This is a genomic window from Diaphorobacter sp. MNS-0, assembly GCF_019602835.1.
Classification (GTDB): Bacteria; Pseudomonadota; Gammaproteobacteria; order Burkholderiales; family Burkholderiaceae_C; genus Diaphorobacter; species Diaphorobacter nitroreducens.
Window position 1 is genome coordinate 3,341,049 of record NZ_CP080761.1, and the last position, 21,053, is coordinate 3,362,101.

Here is a 21,053-nt window from a genome sequence, read left to right on the forward strand (position 1 = left end):
TGTTGCCGTCGCGCTACAACCGCTTACGGATGCCGTCCCTCGAACCACCACCGGCGCAGGCGCGCCAGCAGTGGCGCACGCGGCGGACGTTCCGCGGCAGGCCGGGTGTCGGGCGCCGATCGCTCCATGCAGGGGTCGCCTTGCATATAGATGTCGAGCACCAGCCGTGCCTCTCCCAGCGTGCGCCACGCCTGCCGCTCGAACGCGCCGAAGCGCTCGGCCTCAGAGGGGCTGCGCTGCTGCAAGGCCTGCTGCCATTGCGCCAGGGCATCGCGCAATTCGCGCAACGCGCGCTGGTAGACACCGAATTCATACAGCGCATGCCAGGCCGACCCCAGCCCTGTGAGGTGCAACTGGTGGCGCCTTGCGCAATGCGCCAGCGCCTCGGCGCTGCGCCGCACGGCCTCGGGCCCCAGTTGCCCCCGGCGCGCGCGCGTGGCGGCCTCGATATGCTGGGCCAGCTCGCCCAGGCTGTCGCGCAGCGCACGCGCGTCCTCGTCCGCCTCGCCGCCATGCGGGTTACGGTCCGGATCGGTGAAAGTCTGCGGGCGGCTGGAGAGTGGCACGGGCATGGCACACAACCGGCCGCGGCGCTCAGGCCGTGCCGCCCACCGTCAGGCCATCGATGCGCATGGTGGGCTGGCCCACTCCCACGGGCACGCTCTGACCCTCCTTGCCGCAGGTGCCCACACCGCTGTCCAGGCGCATGTCGTTGCCGATCATGGTCACCTTCTTGAGCGACTCCGGGCCGCTGCCGACGATGGTCGCGCCCTTCACGGGGTACTGGATCTTGCCGTTTTCCACCCAGTAGGCCTCGCTCGCGGAGAACACGAACTTGCCACTGGTGATGTCCACCTGTCCGCCGCCGAAGTTGGTGGCGTACAGGCCCTTCTTGATGCTGGCGACGATCTCCTGCGGGTCCTTGTCGCCGCCCAGCATGTAGGTATTGGTCATGCGTGGCATGGGGATGTGGGCATAGCTCTCGCGCCGGCCGTTGCCCGTAGGCTTGACACCCATGAGGCGCGCATTCATCGCGTCCTGGATGTAGCCCTTCAATATGCCGTCCTCGATGAGCACGTTGCGCTGCGTGGCGTGACCCTCATCGTCCACGTTGAGCGAGCCGCGGCGGTCGGCCAGCGTGCCATCATCCAGCACGGTGACGCCCTTGGCCGCCACGCGCTGGCCGATGCGGCCGCTGAAGGCACTCGACCCCTTGCGGTTGAAGTCGCCCTCCAGCCCGTGGCCCACGGCCTCGTGCAGCAGCACACCGGGCCAACCGGGGCCCAGCACCACGGTCATCTCGCCCGCGGGCGCGGGGCGCGACTCGAGGTTGACCAACGCAGCATTCACGGCCTCATGGACATACTGCCCGATCTGCTCGTCGGTGAAATAGGCCAGACCAAAGCGCCCGCCCCCGCCGGCCGAGCCCACCTCGCGGCGGCCGTTCTGCTCGGCGATGACGGTGATCGACAGGCGCACCAGCGGGCGCACGTCGGCGGCCATCAGCCCATCGGCACGCGCCACCAGCACCACGTCGTACTCGCTGGCCAGGCCCGCCATGACCTGCACCACGCGCGGGTCCTTGGCACGGGCACATTGCTCGGCGCGCTCCAGCAGGCGCACCTTGTCGGTGCTGTCCATCGAGGCGATGGGGTCGATGTGCGGGTACAGCGAACGGCTGTTTGCTATCTTTTTGGAAGCTACTCGCGCACGTCCCACCTTATCCGCAGCCGAAATGGACCGTACGGTACGGGCCGCGTCGAGCAGCGAGGCCTCGGAAATATCGTCCGAGTAGGCGAAGGCCGTCTTCTCGCCGCTCACCGCGCGCACGCCCACGCCCTGGTCGATGGAGAACGAGCCCGTCTTGACGATGCCCTCTTCCAGGCTCCAGCCTTCGCTGCGCGTGTACTGGAAGTACAGGTCGGCGTCGTCCACGCGGTGCGCGCGGATCTCCGCCAGGGCGCGGGAGAGGTGGGACTCGTCCAGGCCGAAGGGGGTGAGCAGCAGCTCACGGGCCAGGCCCAGGCGTTCAATGGTGGGTTCGCGGGAAATCATCGGCCGATTGTAGGCAGGCGCCCTAGACCCTGCGTGCACGCAGGTTCCCCCCGCAGCCCCGCTACCGCGCCCGCGGCGGCCCCTGCTCGGGCTGGTGCTGTGCGCGTGCCACCGACATCAGCACCCCCAGCGCAAGCCCCAGCGTGACCATGGCCGTGCCGCCGTAACTGACGAACGGCAGCGGCACCCCCACCACGGGCAGGATGCCGCTGACCATGCCCATGTTCACGAAGGCATAGGTGAAGAAGATCATCGCCACGGCACTCGCCATGAGGCGCCCGAACAGCGTATTGGCGTTGGCCGCAATCGCCAGCCCGCGCCACACCAGCAGCACAAAGCAGACGATCAGGGTGAGGTTGCCCACCAGGCCGAACTCCTCGGAGAACGCGGCGAAGATGAAGTCGGTCGTGCGCTCCGGAATGAACTCCAGGTGCGTCTGCGTGCCGGCCATGAACCCCTTGCCCCACACGCCGCCCGAGCCGATGGCGATCATGCCCTGGATGATGTGAAAGCCCTTGCCCAGCGGATCGCGCGTGGGGTCCAGTAACGTGCAGATGCGCTGTTGCTGATAGTCGTGCAGCACCGGCCAGCGCACGCCCTCGGCGCACAGTTGCGGCTCGAACCAGACGATGAGCGCAATGCCCACCGCGCCCAGCAGCACCGGCGGCACCACCAGCTTCCAAGGCAGGCCCGCAAAGAAAATCACCGACAGCCCCGCGGCCATCACCAGCAGCGAGGTGCCCAGGTCGGGCTGTTTCATGATCAGCCCCACGGGCACCATGAGCAGCGCCCCCGCCACCACGAAGTCCAGCGCACGCAGCTGGCCTTCGCGCTTTTGGAACCACCAGGCCAGCATCAGCGGGGTGGCGATCTTCAGCAGCTCGCTGGGCTGGATCACCACACCCACGTTGATCCAGCGCTGCGCCCCCTTCTTGGTGATGCCGAACAGCGCCACGCCCACCAGCAGCGCCACGCCCAGCGTGTACAACGGAACAGCCAGCATCATCAGCCGCTGCGGCGGCACCTGGGCCACCACGAACAGGATGCCTGCGGCCAGCAGCATGTTGCGGCCATGGTCGTAAAAGCGCGTGCCATGATCGAAACCCGACGAATACATGGCCACCAGGCCGATGGATGACAACGCCAGCAGCAGCGCGATGAGCGGCCAGTCAAAGCCGCGCAGCAGCGGCAGGAGGCGTTGCGGCAGGGAAGGTTTGTCGAAAGCGGCGGCCATGGGGCGCGATTATCGGGCGCCAGGCCAGGCCCCCTGCGTGATTCCAGGACTAAGCATCAGTCGGCCTGGCGAAACGCCAGTACCAGCTGGTTGCGCAGCGTGCGCAGCTGCCCCTGCACCTTGTCGTCCACCACCAGGCCGCCAGGGCGCTCATGGTCGGCATAGATGAGAGCAAAGGGACGCTGCTTGATCGACAGCGGTAGCAGCAGAAAGCTGGTGGCATCGAAGCTGCCCAGGAACCATGCCGGCAGACGCGCTCGCACACGCTCCTCGGTGGCGTCGGCAATCAGGGTATCGGCGCCCCGCTGGCACACGGCGGCAAACAGGTCATCCGCGTCCTTCAGGGGCACGGCCAGGGCGCGCACGGCGTCTGCGCTGCCTTCGCCCAGTCCGAAGCGCCCGGTCATGCGCTCGGTCTTGACCTCGCGCAGGCAGAACACGATGCGCCGCGCGCCCAGCGCACGCAGCATGGTTTCCAGCACCATGCGCACGATGTCATTCAGGCGGAAGTCCTCCACCATGGCGTTGCTGACCTCCTGGATGCCAGCGGCCAGCACCTCGGCCACCTGGCTGGCGGAAGGCGCCGCATCAGTGGACTGCGCCAGCGTCAGAGGCAGGGTCTGCAGGGCGTCGTAATGCAGCTCATGGCCCGTGGCCGGGTCGGCCAATACCGGCGGCGCATCCAGGGCGGTGGGCGGAGCCAGCAGGCGCGCCGCGGGCGAGCCCTTGTCCACGCGCAAGTCCAGGGCGTCGGCCATGGCGATGAGCTGCTCGCGTGCCAGCACCGTGGCCTTGACGAACTCCTGCTGCGTCATCGAGAAAGCGACCGCATAGTGCGCCGCCAGCCGCTGCAGGCGGGCGCCCGCGGGTTCCGGCTCATGCTGCAGCATGATGGTGGCTGCCTCGTTCGCGGCACGTCCCACCCAGCGCAACCGCTCCACGCCCTCGGGCGGCGCTGCGGCGGCCGCCCCTGCGGTGGCCGTATGCAGCGCTGCAGGGAATCGGGCAGGCTCCACACACGCGCCACGCCGACACCCAGGTCTTCCAGGCTCAGTCCTAGCACCTGCAAAGCCGCGGCTTCATCGCCCCCCGACGGCCGGTCAGAGGCCACCAGCGCACGGATCCGGGCCGCCTCCTCCGGGAAATAAAACGAGCACAGCATGCGCCCCAGGCCCTGGAACATCGCGCCGAGAAACGCTTCCTCGCGCTGGTCGCTCGGCCCGCACAGCTGCGCCGCCACGGCGCCGGCCATCATGGTGCGCAAGAATTCCTCGCGCATCTGCTTGGCGTGCCCCCGGTCCTGCATGTGCTCCAGCAGCACCAGCGACAGCGCCATGTTGCGCACCGCATTGAAGCCCACCAGGCTCACCGCGCGCGAGACCGTGCCGATGCCGCCCCCCAGGTGGGAAAAGGGGGCGCTGTTGACCAATCGCAGCAGCTTGTTGGTGAGGGCAACGCTCTTGAGGATCTCGTTGGTCAGATCGGCAATGCTGTCGTCCTCCGAGTGGGTCATGCGCTGGATGCGCGCCACCGAATCGGACAGCGCCGGAAAGTCACTCTTGTGGCGCATGCGCCGCAGCAGGAAGTCCAGCGCGGCATTGCTTGCCGCCGTAGGGGCGCTCACCGGCGCCGCCCAGGCACGCAAGGCATCGCACATTTCCTGCGCGCTGGCGTAGCGCTCGGCAGGGTCGCGCGCCAGGGCCCGGCGCAGGATGGAGCGCAGCCCATCGTCCACGCCCGCACCCAGATCGTCGGGCAGCTGCGGCGCGTGGCGGGCGACATGCGCGAGCGCCTGCGCCGGATCGCGCTCAGTAATCAAACGCCTGCCGGTGAGCAGTTCCACGAGCACCAGCGCAGCGGCGTAGATGTCCGACGCGGTGGCGGGCGCCGCGCCCGCCACCGCTTCTGGCGCCATGTAGGCCGGCGTGCCGCACACAATGGGGCCGCCCCCAGGGCTGGCCATGGCCGCGGCGATGCCGAAATCCATGATCCGCGCATGGCGCTGGACATCCACCATCACGTTCGACGGCTTCAGGTCGCAGTGCACGATGCCGGCCTCATGCGCCGCCTGCAGTCCTTCGAGCACGTCCACCATCAGCTCCACCGCGTCGTGCACCGCACAGCGGCCCTGATGCGCCAGATGCTCGGCCAGCGTGCAGCCCGGCACATATTCGAACACCAGGTAGGGCTGGCCTTCGTGCACGTCGGCCTCGAACACCGGCACGATGCGCGGGTGCGACAGCCGGCCCACATGGCGCGCCTCGCGCAGCCACTGCTCCTGCGCCTGCGCGTCGCCGCCGTCGGCCAGCCACTTGACCGCGACGTCGCGGTGCAGGCGCGTGTCCCGCGCCAGCCATACGGTCGCCTGCGCACCCCGGCCCAGCACGTGCTGCAACTCGAATCGCCCCAGGCGCTGGCGAGCGGGCATGGCGCCCGCTGCAGCGCCCAGGGTGGCCGGACGGGAAACGGAATCGGGCATGGCGTAAGCTGGCTACAAGATCCACGCATCATCCACTAAAAACCGCTGCCGGACCGGCACTTGCCTTTCGACAGCGCCGACGCTGACAGCCATGCCCACCACCCACCTGCTGTACCTGCACGGCTTTCGCTCCTCGCCCCAGTCCACCAAGGCCCGCCAGGTGGCCGCGCACGTGGCGCAGCACCACCCGGGCGTGACGTTCTGGTGCCCACAGCTGCCCCCTTCGCCGCGCGCGGCGATGGCGCTGGTCGCAGGCGGCATCGCCACCTGGCCGCAGGGACCGGGCATGGCGGTGGTCGGCTCGTCGCTCGGCGGCTACTACGCCAGCTGGGTGGCGCAACAGGCGCGCTGTACCAGCGTGCTGCTCAACCCCGCCGTCCACCCCGCGCGCGACCTGGAACGCTACATCGGCGAGCAGACCGCGTGGCACAACCCCGAAGAGCGGTTCTTCTTCCGCCCCGAGTACATCGCCGAGCTGCAGGCGCTGGACGTGCGCCACCTGCCGCCCGCAGGGCCGGAGCTGCTGGTCGCCGCGCAGGGCGACGAACTGCTGGACTGGCGCGAGATGGTCGCGCGCTACCCGCAAGCCACCCAGCGCGTACTGCCCGGCGGCGACCACGCGCTGAGCGACTTCGCCCAGCACCTGCCCGAGGTGCTGGCGTTCTGCGACCTGGTCTGATCAGCGCTCCAGCGGCGGGCCACCGGAAGGCTGGCCGCGCTGCCAGCGCCCGAAGTCGTACGGATAGGCGCGGCGGTAGCGGTCGGTGTGCAGCGCCACCTCGTCCTCGCGGCCCAGCAGCCGCGCGCTGGCGATGAGCTTCTCGATCACGCGCGGCTCGGGCGAGTAGTGCAGCAGTTGCAACGCCAGGGCGTGCATCTCGGCCGCATTGGCGGGCGTGACCACCGCAGTGGTGAGCTGCGCGAACTGCGCTGGCGCGCGGAAGAACCACACCTGCCGCGCCGCGTCGGCAGCCGTCAGCGCGCGCAGCGCCGCGGGCCGCTCGGCCGTGGGACGGTACAGCGCGCTCACGCGCGCGTAGTCCCGTACCAGCACGAACCCCATGGCCGGTGCCGCCAGCAGTGCCACGCCCGCCACCACCGCACCCACGGGGCGCCAGCGCGCCGCACGCGACAGCCAGGGCGCCAGCAGCACCAGCACGGCCAGCGCGGTGGCCAGTTGGAACGGCCCGTACCACAGCGGGAACTCCAGCAGGCTGTGCACGCCCACAAGTGCCAGCACGCCCCAGGCCAGTTGGCGGTGGGGCTGCGCCTCGCGCCAGGGGCGCGCGCGCAGCGCGGCCCACAGCGGCACGCCGCACAGCAGCAGCGCAGCCGGCAGGCCCAGTTCCACCGCCAGATGCAGCGGCAGGTTGTGGGCGTTGTCCAGCAGCACGCAAAAACGCTCTCCCGCAAACGGGTGGATGTAGTGCGCGTAGTCCAGCTCGCCCCAGCCCCAGCCGGCCCAGGGCCGCTGGGCGATCAGCTCCAGCACGTTGGACCACAGCGTAGTGCGACCGACGCAGGTCTGGGAACCATCGGCCATCCGCATGAACAGGCCGTCCATGCGCATGCCCGTCCACCGCAGCAACAGCTGCGGCAAGCCCCACGCGGCCACCGCATAAACCGCCAGCCCCACGCCGGCCATGCCGAGCGCCAGTGCGCCGCTGCTGCGCCGCCACACGGCGAGCAGCGCCAACACCACCAGCCACTCCAGCGCCCCCGTGCGCGAGGCCGTGGCCGCGCCCGCAGTGGCCAGCAGCACCATGGCCCAGGGCACCGCGACCGCCGCCAGCACCGGCCAGCGCGCGCCGCGCCCTGCCAGCACCGGGTTGCCGTCCACCTGCTCCTGCAGGCGCGCCACCCACCACAGCAGCGCCCACACGCCCAGCGCCAGCAACGTGGCCTGCTGGTTGCGCTGGCGCAAGTTGCCGAAGGCCAGGCCCGGGCTGGAGGCATGCACCCACGGCGCCCACCCCGGGTCGCCCATGAAGAACTGCACCAGGCCGATGGCCGCGGCCACCAGCGCCGCCAGCAGCAGACCCGCCGCCAGATGGGCGCCCAGGCGCGCGGCACTGGGACGCCAGGCGCCGCACCAGGCCAGCGCCGCCAGCAGCCAGGCGCAGGCGCCGCTGGCCAGCAGCGGCCAAAAGTTGGAGTACGGAGCCTCGGTAATGCCAAAGACGAAGGGCAGCGCCATCGCCAAAACCGCCAGCGGCGCGAAATCAGGACGCATGGCGGGGTGGTGGTGCAAAGGCGATCGTGGACGTCATGGTGGCGCCCATCATAGGCGCCGCCATGGCACCAGCCGCACTTCAAGCCAAAAATGCCTCCAGCGCTTTTGTAGCAAGCGCTGGTAGCTATCAAAGGCAGAGCAATGGACTACCTGGGCGTGCAGGCGCTCCCCGGCTGCGTGGCCTGGCGCAGCCAGGCGATGAGCGCCGCACGCTCGCCATCGTCCTTCACGCCTGCGTAGCCCATGGACGTGCCGGGCACGGTGGCTGGCGGGTCCTTCAGGAAGCGCTGCAGCGTGCGCTCGTCCCAGACGATGCCGCTGGCCTTCATGGCCGGGGAGTAGCCGTCGAACCCCGGCGCCGTGCCCGAGCGGCGGCCGAACAGGCCGCAGTGCTGCGGTCCCGTGCGGTGGCCCTCGATGGCGTGGCACCCCGCGCAGCGCGCGTAGATCTGCTGGCCGCGCGCCAGCTGGGCCGCGTCAGGCGCCATGGGCTGGGGCGCGGCCAGCGCTGGCGTTGCCGGTGCGGGCCCGGCGACCGCCATGCCCGCAGCACCAAGCGCCAATCCGCCCACCAACGCCCAGGCCCGCCTACGCCCACCTGCCTGGACGCGGGTCATGACAGGAACGCCGAGGGCACCGGCGCCTCACCCAGGGCCTGGCGCAGCACGGCCCAGTGCATGGCCTCGTCGCCCAGGATGCTGGCGGCCACTTGCGCCAGGGCACGGTCGGCAAACAGCGGCACCGCGCCCAGGTAGGCCGACACGGCGCCGCGCTCCAGTCCGGCGGCAAAGCGCAGCACGTCGGCTTCGGCCTTGAGCTTGTCGGTCGGGAAGCCGTACTGCGCCTTGGCCTGCACGGGCTTGCCGCCCATCTTCTGCACGGCGCCGGCAATGGCGTCGGCATGCTCCTTGTGGTGGCCCTGGAACTGCTGCGCCAGGGGCAGCACGCCGGAGGTGAGCAGACCGCTCTCGGCGCCCACCTGGTAGGCGGCCACGGCCTCGTACTCCGCCGCCAGTGCGGTGTTGAGGATGCGCACGTCGGCCTCATGCTGTCGCGCATCGGTCTTGGCAGCGGCGGCCAGCGCGTCGCGCCCACCCAGCAACGCCACGGCCGAGGCCGAGAGCACGGCCGCGCCCAACGTGCGGCGGCGCGCGAGCAGCGCGGAAGAAGGCGTCAAGAGAAAGGAAGAGCGGTTCATGGTCATCTCCTTGAAGAAAGGGACAAGGGCCGCGCCGGCGGCGCGGGAAATCGGCGCGGCGCACAGCGGCGCACGGGCCATAGGCGTGGGCGGGGTGGCGCCGGCCCGTCAGGCCAGCAGCCCGCGCCGCGCCAGTGCGTCCAGCACCTGCTGCACGACCTGGTCGCAGCGAGAGCCCGCAAACGGAAAGACGCTGTCGGCGCAGGCCTCCGCCCGCGCGCCCAGCGCGTCGCGCAACATGGCGCGCGAGCGCAGGTAGCGGGTACGCACCAGCTCTTCGCTGATGTCCAGGCAAAAGGCCGCCTCCTGCACGCTCATCTCCTGCACGGCACGCAGGAGGAACACGCTGCGGTACAGCGGCGGCAGGCTGTGCACGGCCGACTCCAGCAGGGCGCGCAACTGGGCACGCGCAAGTGCCTGGTCGGGCGCGTCGTCGGGCGGGGCGAAATAGGACATGGCATCCTCCGGCTGCGGCTCCTGGTCGCTGGCCTGCGCGGGGTCGATGGCCACGCTGCGCGCACGCCGGCGCAAGACGTCCAAGGCCGTGCGCAGGCAGATGCGCGCCAGCCAGGTGCCCAGCGCGGCATCGCCGCGGAAGGCCCGCAGCCGCGTGAAGGCGCGCAAATAGGCCTCCTGAACCACGTCCTGCGCCTCGGCGTCGTCATGCACCACGCCGCGCGCGGCGCGAAACATCAGCCGGTTGTGGCGCCGCATGATGGCGGCAAAGGCTCCCGCCTCGCCAGCGAGGGCGCGGGCCACCAGGGCCGCGTCCGCCGCACGGTCGACGGCGGGGGTGGCAGTGACAACCGCCGCCTGCGGCAGGTCCTCGGATGGGTGCATGGCTCGCCTCGCTTTCGTTGAGACCCTTTGCCCATTGGACGCACGCCGAAGGCCCGGCGTGACAAACACCCGCAATCACCTGCCACGAACAGGGGCGCTGCCCGCCGCCATGGGAAAATCGCGCCCCTATGCATGCACTGTTCGACGAAGCCGGCAAGTTCCTGGCCGGCCGCATCCTCTCCGAAGCCGACAGCTCGGCACAGATTGAGCTCGACTCGGGTAAACGCGTCAAGGTCAAGGCCGCCAACATCCTGTTGAAGTTCGACAAGCCCGCCCCGGCCGAGCTGCTGGCGCAGGCGCGCGAGATCGCCGCCGGCGTGGAGCTTCCGCTGGCCTGGGAGTTCGCGCCCGAGGAGGAGTTCGGCTTCGCCGAGTTGGCGCGCGACTATTTTTCTGCCCAGGCGCCAGTGACCGAGCAAGCCGGCATGCTGGTGGCGCTGTTCGAGGCGCCGCACTACTTTCGCCGCGCGGGCAAGGGGCGTTTTCGCAAGGCGTCGGCCGAGGTGCTGCAGCAGGCCCTCGCCGCCATCGAGAAGAAGAAGCAGATCCAGGCGCAGATCGACGCCTGGGCCGCCGAACTCGTCGCCGGCACCTGCCCGCAGCCCGTGCGCGAGCAGCTCTACAAGATCCTGTTCCGCCCCGACAAGAACGCGCCCGAGTACAAGGCCGTGGTCGAGGCCAGCCGCAGCGCGCAGAAGGCTCCGCTGGACCTGTTGCAGGCCGCAGGTGCGATCGACTCCAGCTACCAGTTCCACTGGAAGCGCTTCTTGTTCGACAACTTCCCCAAGGGCACGGGCTTTCCCCCGCTGGCGGCACCCCAGCCGCCGGCCGACCTGCCGCTGGCGGATGTGCAGGCCTATTCCATCGACGATTCGGCCACCACCGAGATCGACGACGCCCTCTCGGTGCAGGGCCTGGGCACCGGCACCGTGACGCTGGGCATCCACATTGCCGCGCCGGGCCTGGCGATCCAACCCGGGGGCGACCTGGACAAGCTGGGGCGCACGCGCCTGTCCACCGTCTACATGCCGGGCTACAAGATCACCATGCTGCCGGGCGACGTGGTGCAGATCTACACGCTGGACGAGGGCCGCGCCAACCCGGCCGTGTCGCTGTATGTGACGATCGACGAGGCCACGCTGGCCATCACCGCCACCGAGACGCGCCTGGAGCGCGTGCCCGTGACGGTGAACCTGCGCCACGACCAGCTCGACCACATCGTGACGGAAGAGTGGTTGGCCGACCCAACCATTCAACATGAAAACACGCCACAGGCCTTGCTGGATCTGCGCGAGCAGCTCTCCTTTTTGCACCGCCTGGCGAAAAGCCTGAAGGCCCAGCGCGAGGTGGTGCGCGGCAAGCCCGAGACCTTCAACCGGCCGGACTACACCTTCCGCCTGAGCGCCGCCCGGCCGCCCGAAGGCGCGAACGCCCCCGCGGGGGGCAGCGCAGCCAGCGAAGCGGCAAGCGTGGGGGCCCACAAGCCCCGCAACGACGGCGCCGAGCCCGATGGCAGCGAACAGGTGCACATCACCACCCGCAAGCGCGGCGCGCCGCTGGACCTGATCGTGGCCGAGGCCGCCATCGTCGCCAACAGCACCTGGGGCAACATGCTGGCCGAGCACGGCGTGCCCGGCATCTACCGCAGCCAGGCGAGCCTGGCGCCCGGTGTGAAGGTGCGCATGTCCACCAAGGCGCTGCCGCACGCCGGCATCGGCGTGAAGAGCTACGCCTGGGCCACCTCGCCGCTGCGCCGCTACGTGGACCTGGTGAACCAGTGGCAGATCATTGCCTGCGCGCGCCACGGCAAGACCGCTGCACTGGCCGCACCGTTCAAGCCCAAGGACGCGGAGCTGTTCTCCATCATCAGCAGCTTCGATGCCGCCTACAGCGCCTACAACGGCTACCAGGCCGGCATGGAGCGCTTCTGGACGCTCAAGTACCTGCAGCAGAACCAGATCACCGAGCTGGACGCCACCGTGTTCAAGGAAGGGCCGAACGGCAGCTTCCTGGTGCGCGCCGACACCCTGCCACTGGTGCTGCCCGTGCTGGGCGCGCAGCAGCTGCCGCGCGGCGCACGCGTGCGCGTCAAGCTCGGCGAGATCGACGAGATCACGCTGGACGTGGCGGGCACCCTGGTGGCGCGCCTGGACGACCCGCTGGATGCCAGCGACGACGGCCCGGTGGACGAGGACGAGGGCGACGAGGAGGCCGTGGCCGGCCCGATCGCCATCGCGGTCGATGTCAACGAGGCCGAGGGCGAGGGCGCCGGCGGCACCGCTGATAATCGGGCGCCGTGACAACCGCTCCCTTGCTCCACCGCCATGCAGCGCGCCGCCCCACAGGGGCGCCGCGGCCTGCAGTGATGGCGGCCCGACGATGAAAATCTCCACCCTGCTTCAACGCCTGACGACGCTGCAGATCGCGCTGGGCGTCTCCATCGCCGTGCATGCCGCACTGCTCACGGTGCGCTTCGTGGACCCCGAGAGCTTCAACCGCGTGTTCCAGGACACGCCGCTGGAGGTGATCCTGGTCAACGCGCAGTCCAACGAGCGCCCCGACAAGGCGCAGGCCATCGCGCAGGCGTCGCTGGCCGGTGGCGGCGAGGCCGCCAAGGGACGCGCCACCAGCCCCCTGCCTTACTCGGCCCTCACCACGATCGGCGACGACCTGGAGGAAGCCCAGCGCAAGATGGACCAGATGCTGGAGCAGCAGACCCAGATGCTGGCCCAGCTGCGCAAGCAGCTCGCCGTGCTGCCCGAGCCCGACCCGCGCAAGCCCAGCCAGAGCACCGACAGCCAGGCCCAGGAAGAAAAGCGCCGCCAGTTGGTGAAGCTGCTGGCCGAGATCGAAAAGCGCATCAACGAGGAAAACGCCCGCCCGCGCAAGCGCTACATCAGCCCCGCCACGCGCGAAGAGGTGTACGCCGTGTACTACGACGCGCTGCGCCGCAAGGTCGAGGACAAGGGCACGCAGAACTTCCCCGAGCAGGGCGGCAAGAAGCTCTACGGCGAGCTGATCATGATCCTGACCGTGAACCATGACGGCCGCGTGCTGGCCACCGAGGTGGTGCAGGGCTCGGGCAACCGCCTGCTGGACCGCCGCGCCGAGGCCATCGCCCGCGCCGCGGGGCCCTTTGGCCACTTCGGCCCGGCGATGCGCGCCAAGGCCGATCAGATCGCCGTGGTCTCGCGCTTCAAGTTCACGCGCGACCAGACCCTGGAAACCGACCTGCGCTGATGACCGCCGCCGCCGACCTCTACTGCGTGATGGGCAATCCCATCGCCCATAGCCGCTCGCCGTGGATCCACGCGCGCTTTGCCCAACTGACGGGCCAGTCGCTGCACTACGAGCGCCGCCTGGTTCCGCTGGACGGCTTCGCCCAGGCGCTGCAGAGCTTCGCCGCCGAAGGCGGGCGCGGCTGCAACATCACCGTGCCGTTCAAGCTGGAGGCCGCGCAGCTGGCCACCACGCGCAGCGAGCGCGTGCAGTTGGCCGGCGCGGCCAATACCCTCGTGTTCGACGGCGGCAACATCCATGCCGACAACACCGACGGCCTGGGCCTGGTGGCCGACATCACGCAAGGCGCGGGCGCTCCACTCGCCGGGCGCGACGTGTTGCTGGTGGGTGCGGGCGGCGCGGCCGCCGGCGTGCTGGGCCCGCTGCTGCGGCAGTACCCCCGGCGCATCGCCGTCGTGAACCGCACGCCCGCGCGCGCCCAGGCACTGGTGGACAGCCACGCCGCGCTCGCAGCGCTACAAAAAACAGAGCTACTGGCGCTGGACATGCAAGCGCCAGGGGCCGATTTCGATGTGATCATCAACGCCACGGCCAGCAGCCTGGAAGGCGGCCCGGTGCCCGTGCCCGCCAGCGTGCTGCGCCCCGGCAGCCTGGCCTACGACATGATGTACGGCCCCGCGGCGCAGCCCTTTCTGGACTGGGCCACGGGCCACGGCGCCACCGCGCGCGACGGGCTGGGCATGCTGGTGGAGCAGGCGGCCGAGGCGTTCCTGCTCTGGCGCGGCGTGCGCCCGCCGTCGGCCCCGGTGCTGCAGGAGCTGCGCGCGGCCATCGCCGCGGGGGCCTGAGGCATGCGGGGCGCACTGCGCTGGTGCATGCTGGTGCTGCTGGCACTGCTGGCGCTGCAGCTGTTCTTCGTAGCGCGCATCGCGGCCATGGCGGTGATCGACCCGGAATCCACCACCTTCCAGCGGTCCGAGGCCTGGGCGCAATGGTCCCAAGGCAGCGGCATGCGCTGGCGCCAGCAGTGGGTGCCGTACGCACAGATATCCGACCACCTCAAGCGCGCGGTGGTCGCATCGGAGGACGACAACTTCGTCAACCACGACGGCGTGGACTGGGATGCCATCGAAAAGGCCTGGGAGCGCAATGCGCGCATCGAGGCGCAGCTGGCCGCCCGGCCGTCGGCCACGGGGCGCGCGCCCAAGATCCGCGGCGGCTCCACCATCACCCAGCAACTGGCCAAGAACCTGCTGCTGTCGGGCGAGCGCAACCTGGTGCGCAAGGGGCAGGAATTCGTGCTCTCCCTGGCGCTGGAGCAACTCCTGCCCAAGCAGCGCATCCTGGAGATCTACCTGAACAACGTGGAATGGGGGGCAGGCGTGTTCGGCGCCGAGGCCGCCGCGCAGCGCTACTTCGGCAAGAGCGCGCGCCAGCTCACCGCGCCCGAGGCCGCGCGCCTGGCCGTGATGCTGCCGGCGCCCAAACGCTTCGAGAAGGCGCCCGGCTCGGCCTACCTGGCCGGGCGCACGCGCGCGCTGCTGGCGCGCATGGGGCGCAGCGAGTTGCCCTGAACCACATGTCATTCATACAAGCAAAATCGGCCTCAAAACCAATAGCAGCAAGCGCGAACAGCTATAAATTTAATAGTCCATGAGAATCCTTGGCATCGACCCCGGACTGCAGACCACGGGCTTCGGCGTGGTGGACGTGGACGGCCATCGCCTGCGCTACGTGGCCAGCGGCACCGTCCGCACCACGGGGCGCGCCACGGGCCTCGCGCTGGGGGATCTGCCGGGCCGCCTCAAGGTGCTGTTCGACGGCGTGAGCGAGGTGGCAGCGCGCTACCAGCCCAGCACAGCGGCGGTGGAAATCATCTTCGTCAACGTCAACCCGCAGTCCACGCTGCTGCTGGGCCAGGCGCGCGGCGCGGCGCTCACCGCGCTGGTGAATGCCAATCTGCCCGTGGCCGAATACACCGCGCTGCAGATGAAGAAGGCCGTGGTAGGCCACGGCCGCGCGGCCAAGTCGCAGGTGCAGGAGATGGTGCGCCGTCTGCTGGAGTTGCCCGGCCTGCCGGGCACCGATGCCGCCGACGCCCTGGGCCTGGCCATCACCCACGCGCACGCCGGCGCGGCCATGGCCCGCGTGGGCGAGGTCGCGCAGCTCACGCGGCGCCAGCACGCCATGTACAAGGCCGGGCGCAGTTACTGAACGACTGAACGCGGCCCTTGCCTCTGGGGCCTTTCCCTACGCAGCAAGCGCGGGCAAGCCAACGTCCTTCTCCGCCATTTCCCGAGCGGTGGTTGCGCGCGCCAACGCCACGGCCCCCGGCTGCGGCGCGCCGCCCTGCAGCTTGAAGCGGCTGACCGCCTCGGTCAGTCGGCCCGCCTGGTCGCGCAGCGACTGCGACGCGGCTGCGGACTCTTCCACCAGCGCGGCGTTCTGCTGCGTCATCTGATCCAGGTGGCTGACCGATTGGCCTACCTGGCCAATGCTGCCCGCCTGCTCGGCGGCCGCGCTGGTGATCTCGGCCACGATGTCGGAAACCCGGCGCACGCTGGCCACGATCTCGGTCATGGTCTCGCCCGCCTGCGCCACCAGGCGCGAGCCGCCCTCCACCCGCTCGACGGAGGCGCCGATCAGCGCCTTGATTTCCTTGGCGGCGTCGGCGCTGCGTTGCGCCAGGCTGCGCACCTCGCTGGCCACGACGGCGAAGCCCCGGCCCTGTTCACCGGCGCGCGCGGCCTCCACGGCGGCATTGAGTGCCAGGATGTTGGTCTGGAACGCGATGGAGTCGATCACGCCCGTGATGTCGCCGATGCGCCGCGAGCTGTCGGAAATCTCGCCCATGGTCTGCACCACCTGCGCAACCACCGCGCCGCCGCGCACCGCCACCTCGGCCGCATTGGCCGCGAGCCCGCTGGCCTGGCGGGACGATTCGGCACTGTGCTGCACCGTGCCGGTGAGCAACTCCATGGACGAGGCGGTCTGCTGCAGGCTGGCGGCGGTCTGCTCGGTGCGCTGGCTCAGGTCCTGGTTGCCCAGGGCAATCTCGTCACTGGCCGTGGCGATGCTGCCCGCAGCCTGCTGCACCTGGCCCACCAGGGTGCGCAGCGCATCCTGCATGCGGCCCATGGCAGCCACGAGGCTGCCGATCTCGTCACGTTGGCGGGACTGCACCGCATGCGACAGGTCACCCGCGGCAATGCGCTCGGCCAGCGCACGCGCCTGCTCCAGCGATTGCGTGATGGAACGCACGCTGAACAACGTCAGCGGCACCAGCACCGCCAACCCCAACAGCACGGCTGCAGCAATCAGCATGGACATGGTGGCGGTGCGCTGGTCCAGGGCGGCGCGCGCCTCTTCCATGTGGCCGCGCGCCTGCGTGGCCAGGCTGGCCAGCAGGGCATCGGTGGTGTCCATGTGGGCCTTGAAACGCTCGGCATACGCCCCCGCACCCGCGCCATCAAGCAGGGCGCGCTCGATCTGGTCGAAGATCGGCACGAGCCCGCCTTCGTACTGCCCGACCTCGGCCAGCGCTTTGTCCAGTGCGCCGGTGAATTCCACGTTGCCGGCCTGCACCTCGCGCACCTGCGCCATGCTCTTGCGCAGCGCATCCAATTGGCGGCTCCAGCCCTCACGCAGCGCCTGCACCTCCACGGCGTTGTTGAAGTTGATGATGATGTCCTTCTCGGCGCGGCGCAGGTGCCCCAAGCCGGTGCGAAGTTCGGCCATGTCGGTGAGCGTCTGCACCTGGCGCGCGAACAGCTCTTGCAGCGTGCTGCGCGAGCGGTCGAGCGCAACGTAGCCCAGAGCGCCCACTGCAGTCAGCAGGACCAGGGAAAAAGTCGTGGCGAAATACAGCCGCGCGCGAATGGAAAGCTGCCCCAGAACCCTCATGGCATTCCTTTGCTGAACATGATGACCGGCGTGTGCAAGTTCCACGCCATGGCAGAGATACCGCCTCGTGGGCGGACCGGAATGCAACTGTGTGTTGCAAGCGCTCAATCCCAAGGCAGGGTAATCACGGTCCCGTTGTCTCTGGTGAGATGGGGCTTAGGGAACGCGGCAAGGCATGCCTAGAAAACATATTGTCACAATCTTTGTCCATAGTGCGGTTCGGCCCTAAGGCTTTGGTCACCCCGAACACGCGCATGTCCTTCTCTTCTTCCCCTACCCGCTCTCTTTCCATCGGCCCGCTGGGCCGCCGGCTGCTGGGCCTGTTCATGACGGTGCTGGCGCTGAGTCTGGTCGGCTCGGCCATCGGCGTGTGGTCGCTGCGGCACATCGGCCAGTCGACGGACGACATGGTTCAGCACAGCGTGGCCAACGAACGACTGGTGGCCGACGCCTATCGGCTGCAGGCCATCAATGCCGAGCGCTACAAGGCCGTGGCCTTGAGTTCAGAACCCGAGGTGGGACAAGCTATCGGCGCCGACATTGCCGCTACGCAGCAGCAGTACGACAGGCTGGTAGCCACCCTGGCACAGCGGCTGGCCGGCACAGCCGACGAGGAACTGCTGTCCCGCGTGAAGGCGCGGGCCGCCGACTTCCACGAGGCCCAGGCCGCACTGGTGCAGGCACGCGACTTCGGCCTCACGTCACGCATTCAGCAGGTGTATGGCGAGCGCTTCCTGCCCGCGTCTCAGGCATTGCTGGGGTCGCTGGATGCGCTCACGCAGTCGCAGCGCCAGTCCATCGACACGGCCGCCCTGGCCGTGGGCGGCTGGAGCCAGCAGGCGCGCTGGTCGCTGCTGGCGTTCGGCAGCCTGTCCCTGGTGCTGGGCACCCTGCTCGCGCTGTGGCTGGTGCGCAGCATCACGCGGCCCATTGCACTGGCCAGCGACACCGCGCAGCGTGTTGCGGGGCTGGACCTGCGCCAGGACATCGTGGGCCACGACCGGGACGAAACCGGGCACATGCTGACGTCCCTGTCGGTCATGCAGTCCGCGCTGCGCAGCCTGGCCGGACAGGTGAGCACCTCCGTGCACAGCCTGCACACGGCTTCGTCCGAGATGGCCAACGGCAACGCCCACCTGTCCACCCGCACCGAGGAGGCCGCAGCCAGCCTGCAGGAAACGGCCGCCGCGCTGGAGCATGTGACACGCGCCGTTCAACAATCGGCCGAGACCGCCGAGCATGCCGAGGCACGCGCCGCACAGGCGGCAGCTACCGCGCACGAAGGCAGCAACGTGGTGACGCGCATGGAGCAGACCATGCAGCAAGTGGCCCACAGCGCGCACCAGATCGGCGACATCACGGGCATGATCGACTCGATCGCGTTCCAGACCAACATCTTGGCGTTGAACGCCGCGGTGGAAGCCGCACGTGCCGGTGAACAGGGCCGCGGTTTCGCGGTGGTGGCCAGCGAAGTGCGCAGCCTGGCGAACCGCTCGGCCGAGGCCGCGCGCGAGATCAAGGCGCTGATCCAGGCGTCCGTGCAGCAGGTGGATGCCGGCGCCACCCTGGCCGCTGATGCGGAGCGGACCATGGAGCAGGTGGTGGCGGCCATCCAGGACGCCGCGCGCACGATGGCCGACATACGCTCCAGCCACCATGCGCAGCAGCAGGACATCCTCTCCATCCACTCGGCCCTGTCGCGGCTGGACCAGATGACCCAGCAGAACGCGGCCCTCGTGGAAGAGTCCGCGGCCGCCACCGAGAGCTTGCGCGGCCAGGCCCATGAGCTGGCGGCGCAGGTCAGCCGCTTCCGCCTGCCGGGTGAACTGGCGCACGCACTGCCGTCGCCCATGCCCACCCGGCTGCTGGCCGCGGCCTGATACGGCCACTTGGAGCCGGCCTGGCATGACAGGCCGGCGGCTTTGCGTGGGTCAGTCGGCGCGGTGGATGGGCACGTAGAGCTCGCCGCCCGTGCGGTTGAACTCCTCGGCCTTGGACTGCAGGCCCTGTTGGGCGAATTCGCGCACTTCCTGCGTGATCTTCATCGAGCAGAACTTCGGCCCGCACATGGAGCAGAAGTGCGCCACCTTGGCGCTGTCCTTGGGCAGGGTCTCGTCGTGGTACTCCTTGGCCGTATCGGGGTCCAGGCCCAGGTTGAACTGGTCCTGCCAGCGGAAGTCGAACCGCGCCTGGCTGAGCGCATCGTCACGCGCGCGGGCGCCCGGGTGGCCCTTGGCCACGTCGGCCGCGTGGGCCGCGATCTTGTAGGCAATGATGCCCTGCTTGACATCGTCGCGGTCGGGCAGGCCCAGGTGCTCCTTGGGCGTCACGTAGCACAGCATGGCCGTGCCCATCCAGCCGATCATGGCGGCACCGATGGCGCTGGCGATGTGGTCGTAGCCGGGGGCGATATCGATGGTCAGCGGGCCCAGGGTGTAGAACGGCGCCTCGTGGCAGGTCTTGAGCTGCTCCGTCATGTTGGCCTGGATCATGTGCATGGGCACGTGGCCGGGGCCTTCGATCATGGTCTGCACGTCGTGCTTCCAGGCGATCTGCGTGAGTTCGCCCAGCGTGTGCAGCTCGGCAAACTGCGCCTCGTCGTTGGCATCCGAGGCGCAGCCGGGGCGCAGGCCGTCGCCCAGGCTGAAGCTGACGTCGTAGGCCTTCATGATGTCGCAGATGTCCTCGAAGTGCTCGTACAAAAAGCTTTCGCGGTGGTGCGCCATGCACCACTTGGCCATGATGGAGCCGCCACGGGACACGATGCCCGTGCGGCGTTGGGCCGTCAGGTGGATGTAGGCCAGGCGCACGCCCGCGTGGATGGTGAAATAGTCCACGCCCTGCTCGGCCTGCTCGACCAGCGTGTCGCGGAAGATCTCCCAGGTCAGGTCCTCGGCAATGCCACCGACCTTTTCCAGCGCCTGGTAGATAGGCACCGTGCCGATGGGCACGGGCGAGTTGCGCACGATCCAGTCGCGCGTGGTGTGGATGTTCTTGCCGGTGGACAGGTCCATCACGTTGTCGGCGCCCCAGCGGATGGCCCAGACGAGCTTCTCCACCTCTTCCTCGATGCTCGACGTGACGGCGGAGTTGCCGATGTTGGCGTTGATCTTCACCTTGAAGTTGCGCCCGATGGCCATGGGCTCCACTTCGGGGTGGTTGATGTTGGCGGGAATGATGGCGCGGCCACGGGCGACCTCGTCGCGCACGAACTCGGGCGTGATGATTTTCGGGATGCTCGCACCCAGCGGGTTGCCGGCCAGGCGCTGCTCGCGCGCGGTGTCCTGCATGTATTGCTGCATCCACTCGCGGCGACCGTTCTCGCGCAAGGCCACGTATTCCATCTCGGGAGTGACGATGCCCTTCTTCGCGTAGTGCATCTGCGTGACGTTGGCGCCGCTCCTGGCGCGCAGCGGCTGGCGCTGCAGCGCCGCAGCCTCGGCGCGCAGCTGGGCCAGGCGGTCGCCATCCTCGGCCTTCTGGCCGTCGTCCAGCGCCTTGCGCACGCGACCCTCATAGCCCTCGGTGTCGCCGCGCGCGGCAATCCATTTGCCCCGCACGCTCGCAAGGCCCTTGCGCACGTCGATCTGCACGGCAGGATCGGTATAGGGGCCGGACGTGTCGTACACGCTCACCACTTCGCCGTTGGTGAGCTGAATGTCGCGCACCGGCACGCGCAGCCCGGGCTGGCTGCCGGCGAGGTAGGACTTGGTGGAAGCGGGAAAGGGTTCGCGCGTGAGCGCAAGCAGGCTGGCGAACTTGTCGGGGGCATTCATGGCGGGCAGCTCCTTCATCGGCGGGATGGATGGAATTGCTCCGCTATCGATCGGATGGACGGACGGAGCACGACCCTTCTTGCGGGTGTACCCGT

18 protein-coding genes are annotated in these 21,053 nt (G+C 69.4%); 7 read left to right on the forward strand and 11 right to left on the reverse strand.

Annotated features, from left to right (window positions below):
• Window positions 1-23: 23 nt before the first annotated feature.
• The 5 genes from K2L43_RS15905 to K2L43_RS19255 form a co-directional block, all read right to left on the reverse strand.
• Complete coding sequence (locus tag K2L43_RS15905; RefSeq protein ID WP_135148882.1) at window positions 24-572, reverse strand: hypothetical protein; 549 nt, start codon at window positions 570-572, stop codon at window positions 24-26.
• Between the two features lie 22 nt (window positions 573-594).
• A complete protein-coding gene (tldD, locus tag K2L43_RS15910; RefSeq protein ID WP_103737173.1) occupies window positions 595-2,055 on the reverse strand; it encodes a metalloprotease TldD in 1,461 nt (486 codons plus the stop codon).
• Between the two features lie 61 nt (window positions 2,056-2,116).
• Window positions 2,117-3,289, reverse strand: a complete 1,173-nt coding sequence (gene rodA / locus K2L43_RS15915; protein WP_011806742.1) for a rod shape-determining protein RodA — start codon at window positions 3,287-3,289, stop codon at window positions 2,117-2,119.
• Between the two features lie 56 nt (window positions 3,290-3,345).
• Entirely contained in the window at window positions 3,346-4,179 is an 834-nt protein-coding gene (locus K2L43_RS19250) for a hypothetical protein (RefSeq protein WP_370632994.1), read from the reverse strand.
• Window positions 4,101-5,768 (reverse strand): HDOD domain-containing protein, encoded by a 1,668-nt coding sequence (locus K2L43_RS19255; protein ID WP_370632996.1) that lies wholly within the window; start codon window positions 5,766-5,768, stop codon window positions 4,101-4,103. Before K2L43_RS19255 ends, K2L43_RS19250 begins: the two co-directional genes overlap by 79 nt.
• 91 nt (window positions 5,769-5,859) lie before the next feature.
• Here K2L43_RS19255 and K2L43_RS15925 point away from each other — a divergent pair, with 91 nt between their 5' ends.
• Window positions 5,860-6,447 carry a YqiA/YcfP family alpha/beta fold hydrolase gene (locus K2L43_RS15925; RefSeq protein WP_172208472.1) on the forward strand — a complete coding sequence of 196 codons (588 nt, stop codon included), beginning with the start codon at window positions 5,860-5,862 and terminating at the stop codon, window positions 6,445-6,447.
• Here K2L43_RS15925 and K2L43_RS15930 read toward each other — a convergent pair whose 3' ends face one another.
• From K2L43_RS15930 to K2L43_RS15945, 4 genes are all read right to left on the reverse strand, one after another.
• Entirely contained in the window at window positions 6,448-8,001 is a 1,554-nt protein-coding gene (locus K2L43_RS15930; RefSeq protein ID WP_220637964.1) for a Wzy polymerase domain-containing protein, read from the reverse strand. It lies immediately after the preceding gene.
• A gap of 146 nt (window positions 8,002-8,147) precedes the next feature.
• Window positions 8,148-8,543 (reverse strand): cytochrome c family protein, encoded by a 396-nt coding sequence (locus K2L43_RS15935; RefSeq protein ID WP_255580474.1) that lies wholly within the window; start codon window positions 8,541-8,543, stop codon window positions 8,148-8,150.
• Between the two features lie 71 nt (window positions 8,544-8,614).
• The gene (locus K2L43_RS15940; RefSeq protein WP_220637965.1) at window positions 8,615-9,199 is read right to left on the reverse strand and encodes a ferritin-like domain-containing protein; all 585 of its coding nucleotides are present in this window, start codon (window positions 9,197-9,199) and stop codon (window positions 8,615-8,617) included.
• Between the two features lie 108 nt (window positions 9,200-9,307).
• On the reverse strand, window positions 9,308-10,039 hold the full coding sequence (locus K2L43_RS15945) for an RNA polymerase sigma factor (RefSeq protein WP_220637966.1): 732 nt from the start codon (window positions 10,037-10,039) through the stop codon (window positions 9,308-9,310).
• A 128-nt stretch (window positions 10,040-10,167) separates the two neighbouring features.
• On the opposite strand from K2L43_RS15945, the gene K2L43_RS15950 reads away from it, so the two are divergent.
• The 5 genes from K2L43_RS15950 to ruvC all read left to right on the forward strand — a co-directional run bounded on the left by K2L43_RS15950 (window position 10,168) and on the right by ruvC (window position 15,493).
• Window positions 10,168-12,339 carry a ribonuclease catalytic domain-containing protein gene (locus K2L43_RS15950; protein ID WP_220637967.1) on the forward strand — a complete coding sequence of 724 codons (2,172 nt, stop codon included), beginning with the start codon at window positions 10,168-10,170 and terminating at the stop codon, window positions 12,337-12,339.
• A 79-nt stretch (window positions 12,340-12,418) separates the two neighbouring features.
• Complete coding sequence (locus tag K2L43_RS15955; RefSeq protein WP_041836422.1) at window positions 12,419-13,279, forward strand: energy transducer TonB; 861 nt, start codon at window positions 12,419-12,421, stop codon at window positions 13,277-13,279.
• Window positions 13,279-14,127: a shikimate dehydrogenase gene (gene aroE, locus K2L43_RS15960; protein ID WP_220637968.1), complete on the forward strand. Its 849-nt coding sequence runs from the start codon at window positions 13,279-13,281 to the stop codon at window positions 14,125-14,127. The genes K2L43_RS15955 and aroE overlap by 1 nt, the downstream gene beginning before the upstream one ends.
• Before the next feature lie 3 nt (window positions 14,128-14,130).
• On the forward strand, window positions 14,131-14,853 hold the full coding sequence (gene mtgA, locus K2L43_RS15965) for a monofunctional biosynthetic peptidoglycan transglycosylase (protein ID WP_220637969.1): 723 nt from the start codon (window positions 14,131-14,133) through the stop codon (window positions 14,851-14,853).
• Window positions 14,854-14,932: 79 nt separating this feature from the next.
• Entirely contained in the window at window positions 14,933-15,493 is a 561-nt protein-coding gene (gene ruvC / locus K2L43_RS15970) for a crossover junction endodeoxyribonuclease RuvC (RefSeq protein ID WP_011806752.1), read from the forward strand.
• 36 nt (window positions 15,494-15,529) lie between these two features.
• Here the strand turns inward: ruvC and K2L43_RS15975 are convergent, their stop codons facing one another.
• The gene (locus K2L43_RS15975; RefSeq protein ID WP_172208484.1) at window positions 15,530-17,182 is read right to left on the reverse strand and encodes a methyl-accepting chemotaxis protein; all 1,653 of its coding nucleotides are present in this window, start codon (window positions 17,180-17,182) and stop codon (window positions 15,530-15,532) included.
• 254 nt (window positions 17,183-17,436) lie between these two features.
• On the opposite strand from K2L43_RS15975, the gene K2L43_RS15980 reads away from it, so the two are divergent.
• Window positions 17,437-19,062, forward strand: a complete 1,626-nt coding sequence (locus tag K2L43_RS15980) for a methyl-accepting chemotaxis protein (protein WP_220637970.1) — start codon at window positions 17,437-17,439, stop codon at window positions 19,060-19,062.
• Between the two features lie 51 nt (window positions 19,063-19,113).
• Here K2L43_RS15980 and thiC read toward each other — a convergent pair whose 3' ends face one another.
• Window positions 19,114-20,958 carry a phosphomethylpyrimidine synthase ThiC gene (thiC, locus tag K2L43_RS15985; RefSeq protein ID WP_220637971.1) on the reverse strand — a complete coding sequence of 615 codons (1,845 nt, stop codon included), beginning with the start codon at window positions 20,956-20,958 and terminating at the stop codon, window positions 19,114-19,116.
• Window positions 20,959-21,053 lie beyond the last annotated feature (95 nt).

What these genes read in the sequence shown, in the direction of transcription:
- K2L43_RS15950 (WP_220637967.1), top strand. Translation starts at nt 10,168, where the DNA reads ATGCATGCACTGTTCGACGAAGCCGGCAAGTTCCTGGCCGGCCGCATC.
- ruvC (WP_011806752.1), top strand. Translation starts at nt 14,933, where the DNA reads ATGAGAATCCTTGGCATCGACCCCGGACTGCAGACCACGGGCTTCGGC.
- K2L43_RS15935 (WP_255580474.1), bottom strand. Translation starts at nt 8,543, where the DNA reads ATGGCGGTCGCCGGGCCCGCACCGGCAACGCCAGCGCTGGCCGCGCCC.
- mtgA (WP_220637969.1), top strand. Translation starts at nt 14,131, where the DNA reads ATGCGGGGCGCACTGCGCTGGTGCATGCTGGTGCTGCTGGCACTGCTG.
- K2L43_RS15945 (WP_220637966.1), bottom strand. Translation starts at nt 10,039, where the DNA reads ATGCACCCATCCGAGGACCTGCCGCAGGCGGCGGTTGTCACTGCCACC.
- K2L43_RS15940 (WP_220637965.1), bottom strand. Translation starts at nt 9,199, where the DNA reads ATGAACCGCTCTTCCTTTCTCTTGACGCCTTCTTCCGCGCTGCTCGCG.
- K2L43_RS15905 (WP_135148882.1), bottom strand. Translation starts at nt 572, where the DNA reads ATGCCCGTGCCACTCTCCAGCCGCCCGCAGACTTTCACCGATCCGGAC.
- K2L43_RS15930 (WP_220637964.1), bottom strand. Translation starts at nt 8,001, where the DNA reads ATGCGTCCTGATTTCGCGCCGCTGGCGGTTTTGGCGATGGCGCTGCCC.
- K2L43_RS15975 (WP_172208484.1), bottom strand. Translation starts at nt 17,182, where the DNA reads ATGAGGGTTCTGGGGCAGCTTTCCATTCGCGCGCGGCTGTATTTCGCC.
- K2L43_RS15955 (WP_041836422.1), top strand. Translation starts at nt 12,419, where the DNA reads ATGAAAATCTCCACCCTGCTTCAACGCCTGACGACGCTGCAGATCGCG.
- rodA (WP_011806742.1), bottom strand. Translation starts at nt 3,289, where the DNA reads ATGGCCGCCGCTTTCGACAAACCTTCCCTGCCGCAACGCCTCCTGCCG.
- thiC (WP_220637971.1), bottom strand. Translation starts at nt 20,958, where the DNA reads ATGAATGCCCCCGACAAGTTCGCCAGCCTGCTTGCGCTCACGCGCGAA.
- K2L43_RS19250 (WP_370632994.1), bottom strand. Translation starts at nt 4,179, where the DNA reads ATGCTGCAGCATGAGCCGGAACCCGCGGGCGCCCGCCTGCAGCGGCTG.
- K2L43_RS15980 (WP_220637970.1), top strand. Translation starts at nt 17,437, where the DNA reads ATGTCCTTCTCTTCTTCCCCTACCCGCTCTCTTTCCATCGGCCCGCTG.
- K2L43_RS19255 (WP_370632996.1), bottom strand. Translation starts at nt 5,768, where the DNA reads ATGCCCGATTCCGTTTCCCGTCCGGCCACCCTGGGCGCTGCAGCGGGC.
- tldD (WP_103737173.1), bottom strand. Translation starts at nt 2,055, where the DNA reads ATGATTTCCCGCGAACCCACCATTGAACGCCTGGGCCTGGCCCGTGAG.
- aroE (WP_220637968.1), top strand. Translation starts at nt 13,279, where the DNA reads ATGACCGCCGCCGCCGACCTCTACTGCGTGATGGGCAATCCCATCGCC.
- K2L43_RS15925 (WP_172208472.1), top strand. Translation starts at nt 5,860, where the DNA reads ATGCCCACCACCCACCTGCTGTACCTGCACGGCTTTCGCTCCTCGCCC.